The sequence below is a fragment of the Helicobacter sp. genome (assembly GCF_014799995.1).
In the GTDB taxonomy this organism is placed as follows: Bacteria; Campylobacterota; Campylobacteria; order Campylobacterales; family Helicobacteraceae; genus Helicobacter_D.
The window spans coordinates 1-18,662 of record NZ_JAAVGY010000023.1; the positions used below are offsets into that span (position 1 = coordinate 1).

An 18,662-nucleotide genomic window follows, 5' to 3' on the forward strand; every position below is an offset into this window, starting at 1 on the left:
AAGATAAGCTTATAAATGTAAAAGGATGGTTAAATTCTATTGGCAATCAAGATGCAAAGTTGATTTTATTTTGGATAGAGCTTTATAGAGAGTTTAAGGATAAGGATTATAAAGACAGATCTGTTGGTTTACATTATGAATATCAGTTAGAACATCTTATGCCTCAAAGTTGGCAGAAATATTGGGGTGATATTGCAGATACTGAAAAAGATGCAGAAGCATTGATATATCAAATAGGGAATATGACTCTATTAAAAGGTAAATTGAATAATGAGATTAAAAATCGTGAGTGGCTTATTAAGCTTAATGGTGATGGAAAAGCAAGAAATTATATTAGCAAAAATGCAGATTTATGTATCAATAAAGAATTATTAAAAAAAGAAAAATGGAATAAAAAAGAAATTGAAAAAAGAACACAACAATTTATAGACGACTTTTTTCAAATTTGGGATATCAATTGTTTTGAAGCATAAAGCTTTCAATTAAGCAATTAGGATTTCCATGCCCCACCTCCACCTCGCCCAAGCCAACCAACAAAAGGCTTTTGACATCATCGAGCAATGCCAAATCAGGCAGGCTTGGCAAAGCATTGGCGCGCAAATCAACCTGATTGGCTCGCTCAAAATGGGCTTGCTTGTCAAGCATCGCGATATTGATTTCCATATCTACACGCCCGCGCTCGATGTTGCGCAAAGCTTTGCGGCGATGGCGCAGATTGCAAAGAATCCCAAGATTGTCCATATCGAATACCGCAATCTTTTAAATGAGAAAGATTCATGTTTGGAGTGGCACGCGTGGTATCAAGACGAAGAGGAATGGCAGATAGATATGATTCATATCGTGCAGGGCAGCAAATATGCGGGGTATTTTGAAAAACAAGCCGAGAGAATCCTCGCGGTGATGAATGAGCAGCAAAGAGAAACGATTCTAAGGCTCAAGTTTGAGACACCCGATGAAATCAAAATCGCAGGGATAGAAATTTATCAAGCAGTAATAGAATCTGGCATTACGACTTTTGATGAACTGCAACAATGGCGAGCCAATCGAGCGCAAAATGGAATCATTGAATGGATACCAAGCTGAATTTAGAAATTTTTAAATTAATTGAGATTAGAGGGGGTAACAATATCTAATTAAAAAATAAAACAATATAAAATCTTAGACATTTGCGCTATAAAATTTAAAAATCTCTTTCCCCCTATTTAAACCTCGCAATCTCGTCTTTTATAATATTATTTGTTTCCAAAAGGGATTCGTAGTTTTTCTTGCTCTGTTCTATTGCTTCATCAAATTTAAAACCAAGCATAACGATACGATAAAGATTAGGTTTGTGTTTTCTCCAATTATATAGAGTGCTGACATCAATATCCAAGTAGTATGCCATATCCCGTTTAGTTTTTTTCGCCAAACCTTAATCCTTACATTTCCTAGCTATTCCCTTTATTTTACATTAAATTTTATTTATTCAAAACAATTGAAATATTCAATCTAATTAGTGAATGAACATAGAAATATTATAGTGTTATAAATTAAGGATAATAGGCAAATAATTCCGACCTCAATTTTTAAATTTTGGAGACAAAATATGGTTGCAATTAAGCATTTTATACAATTCAAGAATGACCCAAATGCCGGGAAAACCACAACGATACTTTGGTGTTTCTTGAAATTCCTATCAGAAGAGCAAACCAAAATAAAGGTTTTAAAATATCTTGAATATGGTGATTTTATAGCTGTTGTTGAGCGTGATGGTAAAACTATAGGTTTTATTAGTGCCAGCGAAATGGTTAAGAAAAGTTATGAGACTCTTTGTAAAGAATTTCAAGGAAACATTGAAATCTGTGTTTTTGCTACAAGAACACATGGTCATAGTGTAACAGATTTTAAGGAAATTTTAAAGGAAAATGATAAGCAAGAACCTGATGAGGTTTTTAAAAATCGCTGGATTGATATGATAAAAGAGACACAACCACAAATTGTCAAAGTCAAAGATGAAATCTCTTGTCATCTACAAAAGCAAAGCGAGGAGCTTGCTAATCTAATTAAAGAATATTTATAGACTCTATAAAGATTAGTGGGAATATGCTAAAATCAAAAAAAACCAAGCTAGTTTTGCTTGGTGGGAGCAACTCCGTCATACTTCAAGGCTTACAGCGAGGATTGAAGCAAGACACAATAGAGCTTACAAATTTGGCACTCGGTGGCACGGATAGCTTACAGAATCTCTTTGAAATAGTTCATAACAAAAACAAACAGGCACTAAAAGAAGCGGATTTTATCGTCATAGAAACGAACATTAACGATTCGCATATGATTCCAAAAGGCTTTAGCGTCCAAGTCATTGGGAGGAATCTTGCTTGGCTGTGTGAGGAGCTGTATCAGTTGGGCAAAAGGGTGATTTGGCTTATTTTGCCATTTGTGAATGACAATCCCACACTTAACGCATTTTTAAAGGAAAATGCAAATCATTATGGTTTTAATGTCATAGATATGCAAGAAAGATATGTAACCCAAGGCTTGATTCAGTTCTTTAATACTAATGACGCCTATCATCAACTCTATTCGCTAATGTATTTATTGGGGGAGAAAATCATAGAATCTTTAGCGGATTTTAAACCCTTAAAGCCTAATGCAAGCAAAGCGCAAACTCTGCCACATTTTAAGATTCTTACTCCCGCTAGTCTTCTTGGTGCGGAATCTCTACCGCCATTTCATTATGGAAATTCTGTTTTTCAAGAAACAACTTATAGAGTAACGCGTGAATGCAGGCTTTATTTTCCACGTGATATTAAAGGCTATGCAGTGGTTGGGGTTAAGGTGTGGAATTTTGGACTGCAAAACAGAAATAAAATGAGTTTTGTATTAGAAAATACACAGACAAAGATTGTCAAAATAATTGAAAGAGGAATCTTGCTTGTGCATTCTTTAAGAGATATTTTATGGGTTGATGAAGCGACTTGTTTTAGGATTAATACAGAAAATGAGCCGATGAGCGAACCTAGCGTGTGGTTGGCTAAAGAGGCAAAAGTCAGTGCGGACATTGATTATATTGATGTGGTAGAGTTTTATTTTGCTCGTGGTGGTAAGTGGGACTATGAGATTTCTCTAACGGAGTGTAAAGTAGAATCTGAATATGATTTTAGCCATTTAGTTCCCAATGTTAAGATTATAAAGGAAATCATAGAAGAATATCAAGCGCGAATGGGTAAAAACAAATTTGACTCCTTAGAGAGACAAATCAGGGCATTAAAAAACTCTAAAGCAGCACTAGTGGGGGCAGATTTGCGCATTAAATCACATCTTGCTTATAGACTTGGAAATGCTATGGTCTTAAATTCTAAAAGCCTGTGGGGAATGATAAAATTGCCTTGTATTTTAAGTTACATTTATACTTCCTACAAACAAGAGCAAAAACAATACCAAGATAAAATTGCTAAAAATCCAGCACTCAAACTGCCTCCATTAGAATCTTATGTGGATTATCAAGAATCTTTAAAGATTAAAAATTACACCTCTTACAAATTAGGAGAGGGTTTGATAATTGCCAATCGTGCAAAAAGAGGAAGAGTTTTTCTTTATTTGTTTAAAGCCTTTGTAGCTAGAATTTTTGGCTTAAAAATATCGTAAGGAGATTGACGATAATCACTCAAGCTTGAAATTAAGCATAATAATGTGATGAATTTCTAGGTTTGAAAATAAGTTTTGTTGTCAAAATACCAACTTTCCATATCAGTAACAAACAGGATTCCATAATATTTTTGAACATTTGAAACATTTTGAAGTTTTTCTTGTGGAATTTCGCAAGGTTTTTTAAAAATAAAGCTTTCTTTTGATAAAATACTAAGTTTCTTAACGAAAAAATTAAGAATTGTTTTCATAGAGGAGGAAATAGATGGCAGAGAATGTCAATCGTAGAGATTTCCTTGGTATGGCTCTAGGAGGGATTGCGGCTGTTGGTGTTGGCGCATCGTTAGTTGCAATGAAATCTTCTTGGGACCCATTGCCAAGTGTTGTTTCGGCTGGTTTCACAACTATTGATTTGAGCAGTATGCAAGAGGGTGAATATAGACAAGTGGAGTATAGAGGCACACCTGTATATATTATTAAGAAAACTGCGGAAATGAAAAAATGTGAAGAAAGAGATGTGGTTGTGGGCAATGCAGATTATAGTTTAGGTATCCAAATCTGCACCCATTTAGGCTGTATTCCATCGTATGATTCTAAATCCACGGAGTTTCATTGTGCTTGCCACGGCGGGCGATTTGATGCTTGCGGTAGAAATGTATTTGGTCCTCCTCCAACTCCAATGGCGATTCCACCTTTTAAAATTGAAGGTGCGAAATTGGTGCTTGGTGAAGAAGGTCCTGAATACTTGAAGCTCGTAGGTAAGGCATAAGGAGTAATGTATGGCACAAATTCATAAAGCAGATGGTATTATTGATTGGTTAGACCAAAGGTTGGCAGTAAAACCTTTGATGAAAGTGTTAATGACGGAATATTGGATTCCAAAAAATATCAATTTCCTTTGGGCAATGGGTGTTGTTTTGGTTGTTCTTTTTAGTCTTTTGGTAATCTCCGGATTATTTTTATTGATGTATTATAAGCCTGATACCAAGCTTGCATTTGATAGTGTAAATTACACCATTATGCAAGAGGTAAAATATGGTTGGTTATGGAGACATTTACACGCGGTGAGTGCGTCTGTTTGTTTCTTGGTGATTTACATTCATATGTTTGTTGCAATCTATTATGGTTCTTATAAACGCGGAAGAGAAATGATTTGGCTTACAGGTATGATTCTTTTTGGTTTATTTTCCGCAGAAGCGTTTAGTGGTTATATGCTTCCTTGGGGACAGATGAGCTATTGGGCGGCAGCAGTTATTACGAATCTCTTTGGTGGAATCCCTGTAATTGGAGCGGATTTAGTTGTATGGATTCGTGGAAACTTCATCGTAGCAGACGCAACTTTGACAAGATTTTTTATGTTGCATGTTGTGTTGTTGCCTGTCGTGATTATGCTTGTCATTGCGGTGCATTTTTATTCTTTGAGGATTCCACACGTCAATAATGCTTATGGTGAAGAATTAGATTTTGATAAAGAAGCCGAAAAATACAAAGCAGGCAATAAAAAAGAATCTAAAGTCATTCCATTTTGGCCTATGTTCTTGTCTAAAGATTTCTTTGTGGCAAGCTTCTTCTTGGCAATCTTGTTTTATTTGACTTGCTATCACTTCGCTTTTGCGCTTGACCCGATTAACTTTGACCCAGCAGACCACCTTAAAACCCCGCCACATATTTATCCTGAATGGTATTTCTTGTGGAGTTATGAGATTTTACGCGGTTTCTTCTTTAGTGCAGATTTAGGTTTAATTGCATTTGGAATCGCAAATGTTGTGTTTATGCTTTTGCCTTGGTTAGACCGCAGTCAAGTCGTTGCACCTGCGCATAAACGACCGGGATTTATGATTTTCTTCTGGCTTTTGGTGATTGATATGATTATTTTAACTATTTGGGGCAAACTTCCTCCAACAGGTGTGAATGCTTATATTGGTTTTGCCGCAACGATTGCATTTTTGGCATTATTGTTTGTGATTCTACCAATTATAACCAAACTTGAAGACAAACAGAATTAAGGAGTGAGAATGAAAGAATTCTTAGCATTAATCGTTGTTGTTGTGCTGACAGGGATTATTTATTGGGGTGTTGAACCTTTTGCACATGGTCAAATGTATCCAGAAGTTGCTCCAGCAGATTATAATTTTACAGATTTGAAACCTCTTGCGACAAAAGAAGGTAATGTTGCAAGTGGCAAAGAACTTGTCAATTCAAATTGTCTTGCTTGCCACTCTATCAAAGCTGAAGGTATGGAATCTCCATTTGCTCCAGAAGATGCACTTGCAGCTTATGGCGTTGTTCCACCAGATTTATCTTCAGCAGGTTTGATTTATGAGAAAAACTTTTTGGGTAATGTTATCAAAAATGCTTCTATCGCAACCAAACAAACACATAAGTTTGATGGTAATCACCCAATGCCAGCGTATGATTGGATGAGTGATGCAGAAATTGCAGATATTGTTGCTTATTTGCGCAGCATTGCTCCTCAAAGTTTGAGCAATAAAGAAGTATTCATTGATGCGTGCGGTCGTTGCCATAGTGTGCGTTATGATAAATGGAGCGCAGAGGGAGGTATGACAGATTATTTGGGCACTAAAGTTCCTGATTTGTCTATGATGATTCGTAGTCGAAGTTTAGATTATTTGCATACTTTCATTAATGACCCACAAAAACGTCTCGCAGGAACTGCAATGCCACGCGTTGGCTTAACTGAAGAGGCAGAAAATCAAGTTATTGCGTATATGGAATCAGTAGGCGATAGCAAAAAAGACGAACGTGAAGCACTTGGCTATAAGCTCATTATTTTTATGGTAGTAATGGGTGTAGTTGCTTATTTGTGGAAACGCAAAATTTGGCACGATGTGCATTAAGCATTAGACTTTAAAAGCAAGGGATTTCTTTCCTTGCTTAACTCTTTTTATACAATCATTTCTCAATCTAATTTTTATTTTTAAGTTGTAGATAGTAAGCCTGTCCAAAACTTATTCCGCCATCATTACAAGGGATTTGGTGTTGCAAATAAACTTGTTTATTCTGTAAGGATTCTAATGTTAGTCGCGTTAAAAGTGCATTTTGGAAGCAACCTCCACTTAATGCAATACAAGTGAAATCTTGCGCCATTGTGGAAATAATTTGCGCCAAAGTATAGTGAAAATTAAGCGCAATTTGAGGCAATGAAATGGAGTTTTGTAAATCTTGATAAATTTCTCTTATTAAAAATTTCCATAGGACAATATTATTTTGTATTTCAAAAGAATAGGCTTTTGAGGTCTTGCCTTTTGTCGCAAGGGATTCCAAAATCATTCCTCCTTCCCCCTCATAATCCGTCCTTAGACACACTCCACAAAGTGCGCTTACAGCGTCAAATAATCTACCCACAGAATCACAAAGGATTTTCCCCTCACTCTTATGAATTTTATAAAAAGTTTCTAAGATAGAATCGCCAAATTCTTGCTTTAAGGATTCTAAAAGGGGTAAATTTAGTTTAGAATAATCTTCCTCAAATGCGCCAAAGAGAACTTCTAAACCGAGTCTTCTAATGTCTTTGATTGCCTTTTCTCCGCCCAAAAGTGCGAAATTATCAAAATGAGCAAGGCGAGAAAATTCTAAAGGTCGCTCTGGATTCCATTTCAGAAATTCTCCACCCCAAATTGTCCCGTCTTCTCCATAACCTGTCCCGTCAAAAATAACACCTAAAACTTCGCAATCAATAGAATTTTCTGCTATGTTAGAGAGCAAATGTGCAAAGTGGTGTTGGACGAAATGGGTTTCTGTTGTTTTCTCTATTAGATTTCTTTGCGTATAATTGGGGTGCAAATCTAATACGAGAGTATTGAAGTTGGTTTGGTATTGGGTGCAAAAAAGTTGTTTTGTGCTGATAAAATTATTGAAACTCGCTAGATTGTCCAAGTCTCCCAAATGTGGGCTTAAGAGTGTCTGATTACGGAAATGCAAGCAAAAGGTTGCCTTTTGTTGTGCTCCTAAGCCGATAAAACTTTGCTGTTTTGTGTCTGGAGTTGTGGGTAATGCGACATTGCATAAGAATCCTCTAGCGCGTCTTAAAACTTGCATATTTTCTAAAGAATGATTTTGATTTTTTGAGTGTTTTCTCACTAGACTATCATCAATGGCATTGAAAATATCACGATTAAAGAACAATACACCATCACAGACTTCTCCTAATTTTTCTATGATTGCACCAAAGTCTTTAATGATTGGCTCTCCGCTTAAATTAGCACTCGTAAAGATTAGCGGAAAATCTAGTGCGTAAGTGAGTAAATAATGTAAAGCGGTGTAGGGTAGAATAATCCCCAAAGTGTCAAGATTGGGTGCAATTAAATGCAAGGGTAAAGCAGAATCTTGTGCGCTAGTGGATTTCTCCTCATTAGATTTTGCTTTGGCTAGTAAAATTGGCGCAAGAGGAGAGTTTAGAATCGTCTTTTCATCTGGATTCAAATGTGCATAATGTTCCGCCATTGCTAGATTTTTGCATAGAATCGCAAAGGGCTTTCTAGGGCGATGTTTGCGCTCTCTTAAGTTGAGGATAGATTGAGAATTGAGCGCATTGCATACAAGAGCATACCCCCCAACCCCCTTAATAGCTAAGATTTTTCCGTTTTTTAAATCCTCAATAGCTTTCTCTAAAGGATTGAGAATCAAATGTGTATCTTGAGATTCTAAAATATCGCAAACTTCGGAATCAGGAATGTTTGTCAAAGAAATATCGGGTATTTTAATGTCTTTTAGATTATTGGCATAAAACAACTTTGGTCCGCAAACTTGACAGCAGTTAATTTCAGAATGGAATCTGCGCGAATTAGGATTATCGTATTCACTTTGGCATTCCTGACACATTTTGAATTTTCCCATTGCGGTATTTTGCCTATCGTAGGGTAAATTGGAAATGAGGCTATATCGCGCTCCGCAATTTGTGCAACTAATAAACGCATAGCTAAAGCGGCGATTACTAGTGTCAAATAATTCTTTTAAGCAATCTTGACAAAGGGCAATATCCGCTGGAATCGTAGCACTTAAAGGGGAATTTTGTTTGCTTTGTTGGATTGTAAAATCTTGATAGAGAGTGTGTGTCGGGACTAGATTTTGGGTAAAATGCGTAATTTTTGCTGCACTTGGGGGATTTTGTAAATCTTTAGCGAATGCTTCTAAGTCTTTTTTGTCGCCTTGAGCAAGGATAAAAACTCCCTGCGTATCATTATGCACAAAGCCTTGAATATGGTGTTGCGTTGCGATTCTATAAACAAAAGGACGGAATCCCACGCCTTGCACTACGCCTTGCAAGCGAAACTCATAAGTCAAAGGCGAAGGACTTGAGGATATTTTGAGTTGTTGGGCTTTGGTTTTAGGCATTTTCAAACTTTCTTTAATACTTTAAAATATAGAATTGTAAAATATTTTTGATTAGGAATTGCAATGTTAAGAGGAATTTATGCTATTAGTGATACATCTTTAACGCCAAAACAAACCTTAAAGCAATCTTTACAAGCGGCAATTTGCGGCGGAATCGGACTTTTTCAGTTGCGCGATAAAGAAAGCAGTGATGAAGAGATTGCGGCACTTTGCGGTAGCTTGGAGCAACTTTGTAAGGCAAATAATGTCGTTTTTGTTTTAAATGATAGAGTGGAGTTAGCGATTCGTCTTAAGGTTCAGGCTTTACACATTGGTAAAAAGGACGATGATACACCTTATAGCTTAGAGGAGTTAAAACATATTCGCACGCATTATCACGGAATCTTGGGAGTATCGTGCTATGGAAGTTTAGAACTAGCCAAAAGCGCAAAAGAAGCGGGAGCAGATTATGTTGCTTTTGGGGCTTGTTTTTGTTCTCCTACCAAGCCGCAGGCTAAAAGAATTGATTTAAATCTGTTTGAATGTTTTAACGCGCTAGAGGATTCCATACCGACTTGCGCGATTGGTGGAATTAATGCGGAAAATATCGCACAATTAAAAAACGCACAAATGGTGGCGTGTATTAGTAGTATTTGGCAAGGAGATATTCAGCAAAATATTAAGAATCTCATTAAGAATTGGCATTCTTAAGAATCATAAAATGTCAATCAAACTCAATTTTCTTTAAAAATAATCACCTCATAAGAACTTTGTTTTTTGATAACTGATTTGCTTGGTTGGTTAGCTTTAAGCTTTTCTAAGCTAAGACGCAATTCCTCAATCTCTTTGTCTTGTTCATCTAGTTTGTCTTTGAGGCGCAAGATAATATCCACGCCTGCGAGATTCACGCCCAAATCTCGCGTTAAACGCAAAATCATTTTGATTTTGTCAATGTCGCGTTGGGAGTAAAGGCGCATTTTGCCATCTGTTCTTCCCGGCTCCACTAAGCCTTCGCGCTCATATTGTCGTAGAGTTTGCGGGTGAATTGCGAGAATTTTGGCTACAACACTGATTAAATAAACAGGTTCATCATAACTATACATTCAATCTCCTTATAAATATTTCTCAAGTGCGGTTTTAAGTTCATCTGGCATAGAATCGCAATCGGGCAAAACGATATTTGCCTCTAAATATAAGTCGCCATAAATCTTTGTTTTGCGATTGATTGCCCCTAATTCTTTGACGCGGAATCGTTGAGCGTTTTTAGTATTTTTGGGCACTTTAAGTGTAATCGTTTTTTGTAGGGTTTCAATTTCTACTTTGCCACCAAATAAAGCAGTTTTGAGGGGCAAATCAAATGTTTTTGTCAAATTATCACCCTCTTGGCTATATTGTGGGTGCGGTGCTACACTGACTTTGAGTAGCAAATCGCCACTTTGTGTGCCCATTGTCTGCCCTTTGCCTTTGAGACGAATCGTCTCACCATTTTTTATGCCTGCGGGGATTTTAATGTCATAACTTTTGCCTTGCACACTCACGCTATGTTTGCCACCCAAAACAGCAGTGGTAAAGGGAATCGTAACTTGTGCATTAAGGTCTAAGTTGGGTTGGTTGTGCGTATTTCTAAAGCCTGCGTTGCCAAAATCAAATCCACCTCCACCAAAGCCCGCATTACCAAAATGAGCTCCGCCAAATCCTCCAAACCCTCCGCCAAAGATTTGGCTTAAAATATCGTCTAAATTCACATTGCCTTGTCCGCGTGCAAAATCGTGAAAATTTTGTCCCCCGAACATAGAATCGCCAAATTGGTCGTATTGTTTGCGTTTATTTGCATCACTTAGAATCTCATAGGCGGCATTAATTTCTTTGAATTTTTCTTCTGCGCCCGCGTCTTTGTTAATATCAGGGTGGTATTTTCTTGCCAAACGGCGATAAGATTTTTTGATTTCATCAGCACTTGCGTTTTGGGAGACTTCAAGCGTTTCATAAAGACTTTTTGACATTTTTATTCCTTAAAATAATTCAAACTTTTAGTGTATTATATAATAAAACTTTAGTTGATGTCAATCAACTTTGTAAGGATTTGGTTACTTTTACTTTTAGTGTTATAATTACAAATTTTTGGAGGAATTTATGCAATATCCGCTTTTATGTTTGAGCGCAAGTGCAGGGAGTGGAAAGACTTATCAGCTCACAATGCGTTATTTGAATTTACTATTTTTAGGTGCGAAACCCTCAAATATTCTGACTATCACTTTTACCAAAAAAGCCGCTAAGGAAATGGAAGAGAGAATCATTAAAAATATTAAAGAACTTTATGACAATAAAAATAATAGAGAATATATTAAGAAATTTGAGTTTATTACTATCAAAGATGAGCACGATTGGCAGCAGTGGCAAGATAAAATTAGTCAGATTTATAATGAATTTTTGCGTGAGGATTTAAGGATTACAACCATTGACGCCTTTTTTCAAAGAATCTTAAAAAGCTTTTGCTGGTATGTGGGCGTAGAATATGATTTTGAATTGCAAGAAGACAATTTGGATTCTATTGGCGAGATTTTTTTGAATCTTTTAGAAAAAGAAGATTTTAATACGGTTTTGAATGTTTGCTATTCCAAAAAACAAACCTTAGATTCTATCTTGCAATTATGCGTGTTTTTGGATTCTTTTAAAGAAATGCTCTCCCAAATGCTTTTTGCGCAAAGAGTTATAGAATCGCAGAATAGGAATCCCAAAGAACAAGCAATGGAATATGCGAATCGTCTCAAGAATACCTATTATGATTTTTTTGGCGAAGTCGCTAAAAGCTTGCAATTTGATGATTTTGAAAGTTTGCTTGAAAAGGGCAAGACTTGGCTATGCAGGCAAACCTTGCAAGATTACAAAGGGGATAAGTTTTCTAAAGTCGCTTGGAATCAAGACGATTTTGAATGCCTAAAAGACGCAATTCATCAAGCCTTGTTAGAAGAAGAAGCGGAATATTTGGAGCGACTTTATCGGATTTTTCAGTGTTTTTTGAGGGCAAAGGAGGAATATTATCGGCAAAACAATCGCCTAAGCTTCAATGCTGTGGCGTCAAAAGTTTATGCACTCTTGGCAAAGAATTTTATCCACAAGGATTTTTTGTATTTTAGGTTGGATAGCTCCTTAAGCCATATTCTAATAGATGAATTTCAAGACACAAGCATTCTGCAATATGAGATTTTAAAACCTTTGATTGAGGAAATCAAAGGAGGTAAGGGGCAGAAAAACTTTGAACGCAGTTTCTTTTATGTCGGGGATACCAAGCAATCCATTTATCGCTTTCGTGGAGGGAATCCAGAATTATTTAAAATCGCAAGCGAGGGAATGCAATACCAAAATTTGGATTCTAATTATCGTAGCGCAAGGCATATTGTAGAGTTTGTGAATGATGTCTTTAGCAATGCAATCCAAGATTTCATTCCACAGATTCCAAAAGTCAGCACAGAGGGCTATGTCAATGTCCAAAATTGCAAAAAGGACGAGCTCTGTTTCGCAGTTTTGGAAAGATTGAAGGAATTAAAGGCACTAGGTGCAAAAGAAGAGGAAATCGCCATTTTGGTTTTTGATAATAAATCAGTTGTAGAGTTAGCGCAATTCTTGCAAGAGGAGGGAATAAGGGTTGTGATTGATGCGAGTGCGAAACTCATTAATCATAATGAAGTGCGTGCATTGATTGAGATTCTAAAATATATGCAGACGAAAAATATTCAATTTAGGCAAGAGTTTTTTATGCTTTTGGGATTGGAGATAACAGAATCGCAAAACAAAAATTTAGAAGTTTTGTTTAATTCTATGTCTAAGGTTCAAAAACCTGCAAAAATTTTATTAAAGATTATGGAAACTTACCATATCGCAAGTTTGAGTGCAAAGAAGTTTTTGGAATCTTGCTTGCAATTTTTTACACTTGAGGAATTACTGCAAAAAGTAGAAAGCTTTATGCTTGATATTGTTTCAAGTGATTTTGCAGGGATTCGGATAATGACGATTCATAAATCTAAGGGGCTAGAGTTTGAGAATGTGCTCGTGGTAGATAAGGCAAATGCGAGCAGCAATCAGCACCAAAATGTCTTTTTTGAGTTTAAAGAAAATGGCGTAGAGATTCAAAGAATCTTTCAATATTCCAATCAAGATAGAAGAAAACTTAGGAGTAGCTTGGATAGCGAATATTATAATGCCTTGTGCAAAGAAGAGGAATTAAAAATCAAGGATTTAAAAAATCAAATTTATGTTGCTTTGACGCGCGCAAAAAATACAATGAATGTTTTTTGCCTTGATGACAAAAGTGCTTTTAAGTTTTTGAATTTAAAAGAGCAGCAAAGAGGAGAGCTCAAAAGTGCAATAGAAATGCAGATTCAAAACCGCAAAAACACTCAAAATTTAGAATCCCCAATGTCTTTTTATCCTCTTTCTTTGGCAAAACCAAGTTTAGAGAATCTAGGGCGGCAAAAGGAAATGTATGTGAGAGAAGAGGAATTAGAAAATATAAAAAAAGAAGAGGAGGGTTATGAGAATCTTAGGGCAATTTATTATGGAATCGCATTGCACTTTGCAATGGAGCAAAAACTCAAAAATGCGCTTTGCGATGCGCTGATTTTGGAACTTTTGGACAACCAAATAGGATTCTATTTAGAGCGCGAAGATTTGGAAAAAATCATCACACAATGTAATTTTGTGCTAAAAAATCAAAAATTAATTGAAATTTTGGCTAAAGGAAAGGTAAAATGTGAAATTCCTTTTTTGTTTGGTGGTAGGCAAAAACGTTTGGACCTTTTGGTATTGGGGGATAAAGAAGCGTTTATTGTGGATTATAAGAGCGGTGCGCCTAAAGAATCACACGTGGTGCAAGTGCGCGAATATATGGAATCTGTAAGTGCGATGTTGCATAAAAAAACTTATGGATATATTTTCTACACACGAGGTGAAGGAAGATTAGTTGAAGTTTAAGGAGAAGCGATGGAAGCGGGAAATAAAAAGGGTTTTTTAGCAACTCTTAGCAAAATGACGCAGAGCGAATCTTTCGCGGGTGTGTTATTGCTTTGTTGCGCAATTTTGGCGATGATTGTAGCAAATTCACCTTTGGGTGGAGCGTATGCGGAACTTTGGAAAACAAAACTTGGTTTTAGCGTGAATGGACATTTCATCGGAATGAGCTTAGAACATTGGATTAACGATGTTTTAATGGCGTTTTTCTTTTTGGTTGTAGGTTTGGAGATTAAACGTGAGGTGCTTTTTGGAGAGTTAGCAGGATTCAAACGCGCCGCTTTGCCAATCATTGCAGCACTAGGTGGAATGATTGGACCGGGGATTATTTATTATGTTTTGAATGCAGGCACAGAATCTGTAACAGGTTTTGGAATCCCAATGGCGACAGATATTGCTTTTGCATTAGGTGTCTTGGCTATACTTGGCAAGCGCGTTTCTATTTCTGTAAAAGTTTTTTTAGTTTCTTTAGCTGTGGCAGATGACTTAGGAGCAATTATTGTCATTGCATTATTTTATTCTACTGGAATCTCTTTTGAATGGTTAGCCGTTGCGGCAGGAATTATTGTCGTGCTTGTCATACTTGGTAGAATAGGAGTAAAGGCTCTCACTCCTTATATGATTTTGGGTGTGTTTTTATGGATTGCGGTGCATAATTGTGGCGTGCATGCAACAATTGCGGCTGTTATGCTTGCCTTTACGATTCCTGTTGCGCCTAAGATTGACACACTTTCTTTTATGGATAAATTAAAAGCAATCGTGAATCGTTTTCAAGAAGCAGAAAGCAAAAAAGATGGAATCTTGCTTCAAAATGAGCAAGTGGAAGCCTTACACCATTTAAGCAAAGAAAAGAATGCGGTACAAAATCCACTTCTACGCTTGGAGCACGCACTCGCACCTTATAGTAATTATTTGATTATGCCAATTTTTGCGTTTGCAAATGCTGGGGTTGCGATTGGTTCTAACATTGACTTTAGCATTGACCATGTTTTCTTGGGGATTCTCTTTGGGCTTGTGGTTGGTAAGCCAATTGGAATCTTTTCTTTCACTTTTATCGCAGAAAAGATTGGAATCGCAGCGCGCCCCAATGGTGCTTCTTGGGTAGATATTTTTGGGGCTGGAGCGTTAGGCGGAATCGGATTTACAATGTCTATTTTCGTTACCAATCTCGCCTTTGATGTTACGAGCCAACACGGACTTGTGGCGACAGATGTAGCCAAAATTACTATTCTTGTAGCTTCTCTAACTGCTGGTATTTTAGGAAGTTTATTCTTTATTATTCGCGATAAAATAGCACACCACTAATCTTGCAAGATGAGCTTTGGCTCATTTTGCGCACAACTTCTATGTTTAATCAATCTGTGAATGTGTTTGTATGTCATCGGCAAGTAAATCAGTTTGCAGAAATTTTATTATGATACACAAGAGACTTGCTGCAATCTAGCTTTAACTTAAAGATTTAATTAGTAAAACTCTGCTAAAATCCGCATTTATTTTCAAGTTTAAAGGTTTGATATGGAAAATATGGGAAATACACTCACACAATTATTGCCATTGATTGTTTTGATTGCTATTTTTTATCTTTTGATTATTCGTCCGCAGCAAACGCAGGCAAAGAAACATAGGGAAATGGTGGCGGCATTAGATAAAGGCGACAAAATCGTAACAAGTGGTGGATTTATCGTAGAAATCGTTAAGCGAGAGGAAGAATTTTTTATGGTGCGCCTCAATGACGATACGATTGTGAAACTTGCCAAAGACTATGTCGCTAGAAAATTTGAGCAATAAAGACAATGAAAAAGCCTTTTAATTCAAAATTATTTTTTTTTGTTGTAGCGATTATCTTTGGAATCTCTCTTTCAATCCCCTCCTTTTTTCAGACTGCGGGACCTAAGATTGTCTTAGGACTTGATTTGCAAGGAGGGCTCAATCTTCTCTTAGGTGTCAAAACGCAAGAAGCGGTAAAGACGCGCTATGCGTCCATTGCTTCACAGATTAATTATTATACAGCAGAGCAGCAGATTTTATTAGATGGTTTAAGCGTGCAAAGTGATAATGTGAGTTTTGAATTGCTAGATTCTAACGAAAAATCTAACATAGACAAGTATTTACAGGAAATTCCCGGATTAAATATCACAGAAAACAATTTAAACTACACTCTTTCTTTGACGGAGTCGGAAATCTCCAACATAGAAGATTTTGCTATTGAACAAGCCATTGGCAATATTCGTAACCGCTTAGACCAATTTGGATTGTCTGAACCTAGTGTAACCAAACAAGGAGATGATGCGATTTTGGTGCAATTACCGGGCATTAAAACGCAAGAGGAAGAACAAAGGGCTTTGGAATTAATCTCCAAAGGCGGACACTTGCAAATGATGGCAGTAGATGAGGCGCGTAATGCAAGAGTTTCTAGTATGACAGAATTAGAGGCAGAATCGTTTGGCGATGTGATTTTGCCTTTTATTAATAATCCGGAACAAAAGATTCTACTCAAAGCCATTCCTGTTTTAGATGGGGCAATGCTAACAGACGCTAGGGCGGCGTATGACCAAAATGGGCAGCCGATTATTAATTTTACGCTCAATACGCAAGGCGGTAAGATTTTTGGTGATTTTTCGGGTAAAAATGTGGGCAATCGTATGGCGGTTGTGCTAGATGGCAAAGTTTATTCTGCTCCTGTGATTCGTGAAAGGATTGGCGGAGGAAGCGGACAGATTAGCGGAGGATTCAGCGTGCAAGAAGCAAGCGATATTGCTATTGCACTTAGAAGTGGCGCATTGCCTGCACCGATTACTTTGCTAGAAAAACGTAGCGTAGGTCCCTCATTGGGTGCAGATAGTATTAAAGCTTCTTTGGTGGCTTTAATTACGGGGGCTGTGTTAGTCATTGGATTTATGGTGTTATATTATGGAATCGCAGGAATGGTTGCAAATATTGCTATGGTGGTAAATATCTTGTTAATCGTTGCGGTAATGGCACTCTTTGGGGCGACTTTGACGCTACCCGGTATGGCAGGAATTATTTTAACAGTTGGTATGGCAGTGGATGCGAATGTTATTATTAATGAAAGAATCCGTGAGGGATTCCGCGCAAAAGAAAACTTTATTAAGTCTATGGAAAATGGCTATGCCAATGCTTCAAGGGCTATTTTTGATTCTAATCTTACTTCACTCATAGCGGCTATTTTACTCTATGTGTGTGGAACAGGAGCAATCAAGGGATTTGCAATCACAATGACAATCGGAATCTTAGCCTCAATCATTACCGCAATCATTGGGACACACGGCGTATTTAGAGCCTTGCAGAATCGCATTATCAAGTCAGGCAACTATGCGCTATGGTTTGGCTATCAAGAAAGAAGCAGATAAGGGAGAGGTATGGATTTTTTTAAGCATAATAAAATTTATGATTTTGTAAAGATGTCCAATTATGGAATCATTCTTTCTTTGATTCTATTTGTTGCCTCTTTGGTTTTGTTTGTCAAGCCGGGCTTTACGCTTGGTGTGGATTTTGCAGGAGGAACTCTGATTCAGTTGCAATACGAAGCACCTGCACCTTTATCAGAAATTAGAGCCAAATTAGAAGCAGTGGAATCCTATAAAGGCGCACAGGTTAGCGAGTTTGGCTCATCAGAGGAGATTCTAATCAAGCTTCCTACTGCGACTTCAAGCGTGGAGCAAAATATCGGCGAGGAAGTTGCAGAAGTGTTAAAGGACACAGGGGAATTAAGCATTAGACGCGTGGATATTGTCGGTCCAAAGGTGGGAAGCGAATTGCAAGAAAAGGGTACTTTAGCTTTGGTTTTAGCCTTAGTTAGCATTATGCTTTATGTCTCTTATCGCTATGAATGGCGTTTCGCGCTAGCAGCGGTTTTGGCATTGGTGCATGATGTCGTGATTTCTGCGGGTGCGGTGATTTTGTTTGATATTGATTTGAATTTAGAGGTGATTGCCGCACTTTTGACACTTATTGGTTATTCTATCAATGATACGATTATCATTTTTGATAGAATCCGTGAAACGATTGGCTTGCGTGTGAATGATAACCTAGAAAATGTGATTAATGAAGCACTTTCCGCAACGCTTTCGCGCACAATGCTGACTTCTCTTACAATGTTTTTTTCTGTTTTTACGCTTTATCTTTTTGGGGGAGAGATTATCAAGGGGTTTAGTTTGCCAATGCTAGTAGGCTCTATTGTGGGAAGTTATAGTTCAATTTTTGTTGCGAGCAAATTAGTAGTTTTGTTTAAATTTGATTTGAAAAAATATCATCAAAAGGTTGCTGAAGCCGAACGCAAGGCATTAGAGAAAAAGAAATTACGCGAAATGTATGAGAAAGGGAGAGTTTAATGGATTGGGGCAAGGTTCTTTTTATATTTTTTATTTTAATGAGTTTGACTTCTACAGTGGGATTTCTTTATGACCAAAGCTTGGTAATGCTTTTTATCGCTGGGGGTGTGAATATTCTTTCTACGATTCTAAAAATAGGCGTGCGAAGCTATATGTCAGCGGAGTTAATGGCAGCTTCACTCGTGGCAGATTTGCATTTGATTCCCGCCTTTCTTTATATGCAAGTCTTTGATAATACGAGTGTCGCTGTCGCCTTGGCACTTGGGGCGGTTGTGGCAAATATTGTTTCCATTGTTTTTGTGGCGATTGAGAGCGTTAAGAGCTATAATGATTATAATTAGG

18 protein-coding genes are annotated in these 18,662 nt (G+C 37.2%); 14 read left to right on the forward strand and 4 right to left on the reverse strand.

Annotation, left to right across the window (positions count from 1 at the left end; translation table 11 throughout):
• Positions 1-473, forward strand: a 473-nt coding sequence (locus HDT10_RS03705) for an HNH endonuclease family protein (protein WP_290880116.1), incomplete at its 5' end; no start/stop codon positions are given.
• Between the two features lie 28 nt (positions 474-501).
• Positions 502-1,083 (forward strand): phosphoglycerate mutase family protein, encoded by a 582-nt coding sequence (locus HDT10_RS03710; protein WP_290880118.1) that lies wholly within the window; start codon positions 502-504, stop codon positions 1,081-1,083.
• Positions 1,084-1,198: 115 nt separating this feature from the next.
• Here the strand turns inward: HDT10_RS03710 and HDT10_RS03715 are convergent, their stop codons facing one another.
• Positions 1,199-1,408, reverse strand: coding sequence for a transcriptional regulator (locus HDT10_RS03715; protein ID WP_290880121.1), 210 nt, complete (start codon positions 1,406-1,408; stop codon positions 1,199-1,201).
• A 177-nt stretch (positions 1,409-1,585) separates the two neighbouring features.
• On the opposite strand from HDT10_RS03715, the gene HDT10_RS03720 reads away from it, so the two are divergent.
• From HDT10_RS03720 to HDT10_RS03740, 5 genes are all read left to right on the forward strand, one after another.
• Positions 1,586-2,059: a hypothetical protein gene (locus HDT10_RS03720; protein ID WP_290880123.1), complete on the forward strand. Its 474-nt coding sequence runs from the start codon at positions 1,586-1,588 to the stop codon at positions 2,057-2,059.
• A 23-nt stretch (positions 2,060-2,082) separates the two neighbouring features.
• On the forward strand, positions 2,083-3,627 hold the full coding sequence (locus HDT10_RS03725) for a hypothetical protein (protein ID WP_290880126.1): 1,545 nt from the start codon (positions 2,083-2,085) through the stop codon (positions 3,625-3,627).
• 265 nt (positions 3,628-3,892) lie between these two features.
• Positions 3,893-4,396 (forward strand): ubiquinol-cytochrome c reductase iron-sulfur subunit, encoded by a 504-nt coding sequence (gene petA, locus HDT10_RS03730; protein ID WP_290880129.1) that lies wholly within the window; start codon positions 3,893-3,895, stop codon positions 4,394-4,396.
• Between the two features lie 10 nt (positions 4,397-4,406).
• Positions 4,407-5,633, forward strand: coding sequence for a cytochrome bc complex cytochrome b subunit (locus tag HDT10_RS03735; protein WP_290880131.1), 1,227 nt, complete (start codon positions 4,407-4,409; stop codon positions 5,631-5,633).
• Between the two features lie 9 nt (positions 5,634-5,642).
• Entirely contained in the window at positions 5,643-6,485 is an 843-nt protein-coding gene (locus HDT10_RS03740; RefSeq protein ID WP_290880134.1) for a c-type cytochrome, read from the forward strand.
• A 67-nt stretch (positions 6,486-6,552) separates the two neighbouring features.
• Here HDT10_RS03740 and HDT10_RS03745 read toward each other — a convergent pair whose 3' ends face one another.
• Complete coding sequence (locus tag HDT10_RS03745; protein WP_290880136.1) at positions 6,553-8,982, reverse strand: carbamoyltransferase HypF; 2,430 nt, start codon at positions 8,980-8,982, stop codon at positions 6,553-6,555.
• A gap of 63 nt (positions 8,983-9,045) precedes the next feature.
• Here HDT10_RS03745 and thiE point away from each other — a divergent pair, with 63 nt between their 5' ends.
• Positions 9,046-9,672, forward strand: coding sequence for a thiamine phosphate synthase (gene thiE, locus HDT10_RS03750; RefSeq protein WP_290880139.1), 627 nt, complete (start codon positions 9,046-9,048; stop codon positions 9,670-9,672).
• Between the two features lie 23 nt (positions 9,673-9,695).
• Here the strand turns inward: thiE and HDT10_RS03755 are convergent, their stop codons facing one another.
• Both HDT10_RS03755 and HDT10_RS03760 read right to left on the reverse strand, forming a co-directional pair.
• Complete coding sequence (locus HDT10_RS03755) at positions 9,696-10,064, reverse strand: helix-turn-helix transcriptional regulator (protein WP_290880142.1); 369 nt, start codon at positions 10,062-10,064, stop codon at positions 9,696-9,698.
• Between the two features lie 9 nt (positions 10,065-10,073).
• Positions 10,074-10,964: a DnaJ C-terminal domain-containing protein gene (locus HDT10_RS03760; protein ID WP_290880145.1), complete on the reverse strand. Its 891-nt coding sequence runs from the start codon at positions 10,962-10,964 to the stop codon at positions 10,074-10,076.
• A 130-nt stretch (positions 10,965-11,094) separates the two neighbouring features.
• On the opposite strand from HDT10_RS03760, the gene HDT10_RS03765 reads away from it, so the two are divergent.
• From HDT10_RS03765 to HDT10_RS03790, 6 genes are all read left to right on the forward strand, one after another.
• Positions 11,095-13,932 (forward strand): RecB-like helicase, encoded by a 2,838-nt coding sequence (locus HDT10_RS03765; RefSeq protein ID WP_290880147.1) that lies wholly within the window; start codon positions 11,095-11,097, stop codon positions 13,930-13,932.
• Positions 13,933-13,941: 9 nt separating this feature from the next.
• Positions 13,942-15,273 (forward strand): Na+/H+ antiporter NhaA, encoded by a 1,332-nt coding sequence (nhaA, locus tag HDT10_RS03770; RefSeq protein WP_290880149.1) that lies wholly within the window; start codon positions 13,942-13,944, stop codon positions 15,271-15,273.
• Positions 15,274-15,483: 210 nt separating this feature from the next.
• Positions 15,484-15,756 (forward strand): preprotein translocase subunit YajC, encoded by a 273-nt coding sequence (yajC, locus tag HDT10_RS03775; RefSeq protein WP_290880150.1) that lies wholly within the window; start codon positions 15,484-15,486, stop codon positions 15,754-15,756.
• 5 nt (positions 15,757-15,761) lie between these two features.
• The gene (gene secD / locus HDT10_RS03780) at positions 15,762-17,339 is read left to right on the forward strand and encodes a protein translocase subunit SecD (RefSeq protein ID WP_290880151.1); all 1,578 of its coding nucleotides are present in this window, start codon (positions 15,762-15,764) and stop codon (positions 17,337-17,339) included.
• 9 nt (positions 17,340-17,348) lie between these two features.
• Positions 17,349-18,320: a protein translocase subunit SecF gene (secF, locus tag HDT10_RS03785; RefSeq protein ID WP_290880154.1), complete on the forward strand. Its 972-nt coding sequence runs from the start codon at positions 17,349-17,351 to the stop codon at positions 18,318-18,320.
• Positions 18,320-18,661, forward strand: a complete 342-nt coding sequence (locus HDT10_RS03790; RefSeq protein ID WP_290880156.1) for a DUF6394 family protein — start codon at positions 18,320-18,322, stop codon at positions 18,659-18,661. Before secF ends, HDT10_RS03790 begins: the two co-directional genes overlap by 1 nt.
• Position 18,662: the final 1 nt, after the last annotated feature.

Coding starts and splice junctions, on each gene's coding strand:
- HDT10_RS03760 (WP_290880145.1), bottom strand. CDS start 10,964: ATGTCAAAAAGTCTTTATGAAACGCTTGAAGTCTCCCAAAACGCAAGT.
- HDT10_RS03710 (WP_290880118.1), top strand. CDS start 502: ATGCCCCACCTCCACCTCGCCCAAGCCAACCAACAAAAGGCTTTTGAC.
- nhaA (WP_290880149.1), top strand. CDS start 13,942: ATGGAAGCGGGAAATAAAAAGGGTTTTTTAGCAACTCTTAGCAAAATG.
- HDT10_RS03725 (WP_290880126.1), top strand. CDS start 2,083: ATGCTAAAATCAAAAAAAACCAAGCTAGTTTTGCTTGGTGGGAGCAAC.
- HDT10_RS03740 (WP_290880134.1), top strand. CDS start 5,643: ATGAAAGAATTCTTAGCATTAATCGTTGTTGTTGTGCTGACAGGGATT.
- thiE (WP_290880139.1), top strand. CDS start 9,046: ATGTTAAGAGGAATTTATGCTATTAGTGATACATCTTTAACGCCAAAA.
- HDT10_RS03720 (WP_290880123.1), top strand. CDS start 1,586: ATGGTTGCAATTAAGCATTTTATACAATTCAAGAATGACCCAAATGCC.
- yajC (WP_290880150.1), top strand. CDS start 15,484: ATGGAAAATATGGGAAATACACTCACACAATTATTGCCATTGATTGTT.
- petA (WP_290880129.1), top strand. CDS start 3,893: ATGGCAGAGAATGTCAATCGTAGAGATTTCCTTGGTATGGCTCTAGGA.
- secF (WP_290880154.1), top strand. CDS start 17,349: ATGGATTTTTTTAAGCATAATAAAATTTATGATTTTGTAAAGATGTCC.
- secD (WP_290880151.1), top strand. CDS start 15,762: ATGAAAAAGCCTTTTAATTCAAAATTATTTTTTTTTGTTGTAGCGATT.
- HDT10_RS03790 (WP_290880156.1), top strand. CDS start 18,320: ATGGATTGGGGCAAGGTTCTTTTTATATTTTTTATTTTAATGAGTTTG.
- HDT10_RS03745 (WP_290880136.1), bottom strand. CDS start 8,982: ATGCCTAAAACCAAAGCCCAACAACTCAAAATATCCTCAAGTCCTTCG.
- HDT10_RS03735 (WP_290880131.1), top strand. CDS start 4,407: ATGGCACAAATTCATAAAGCAGATGGTATTATTGATTGGTTAGACCAA.
- HDT10_RS03765 (WP_290880147.1), top strand. CDS start 11,095: ATGCAATATCCGCTTTTATGTTTGAGCGCAAGTGCAGGGAGTGGAAAG.
- HDT10_RS03755 (WP_290880142.1), bottom strand. CDS start 10,064: ATGTATAGTTATGATGAACCTGTTTATTTAATCAGTGTTGTAGCCAAA.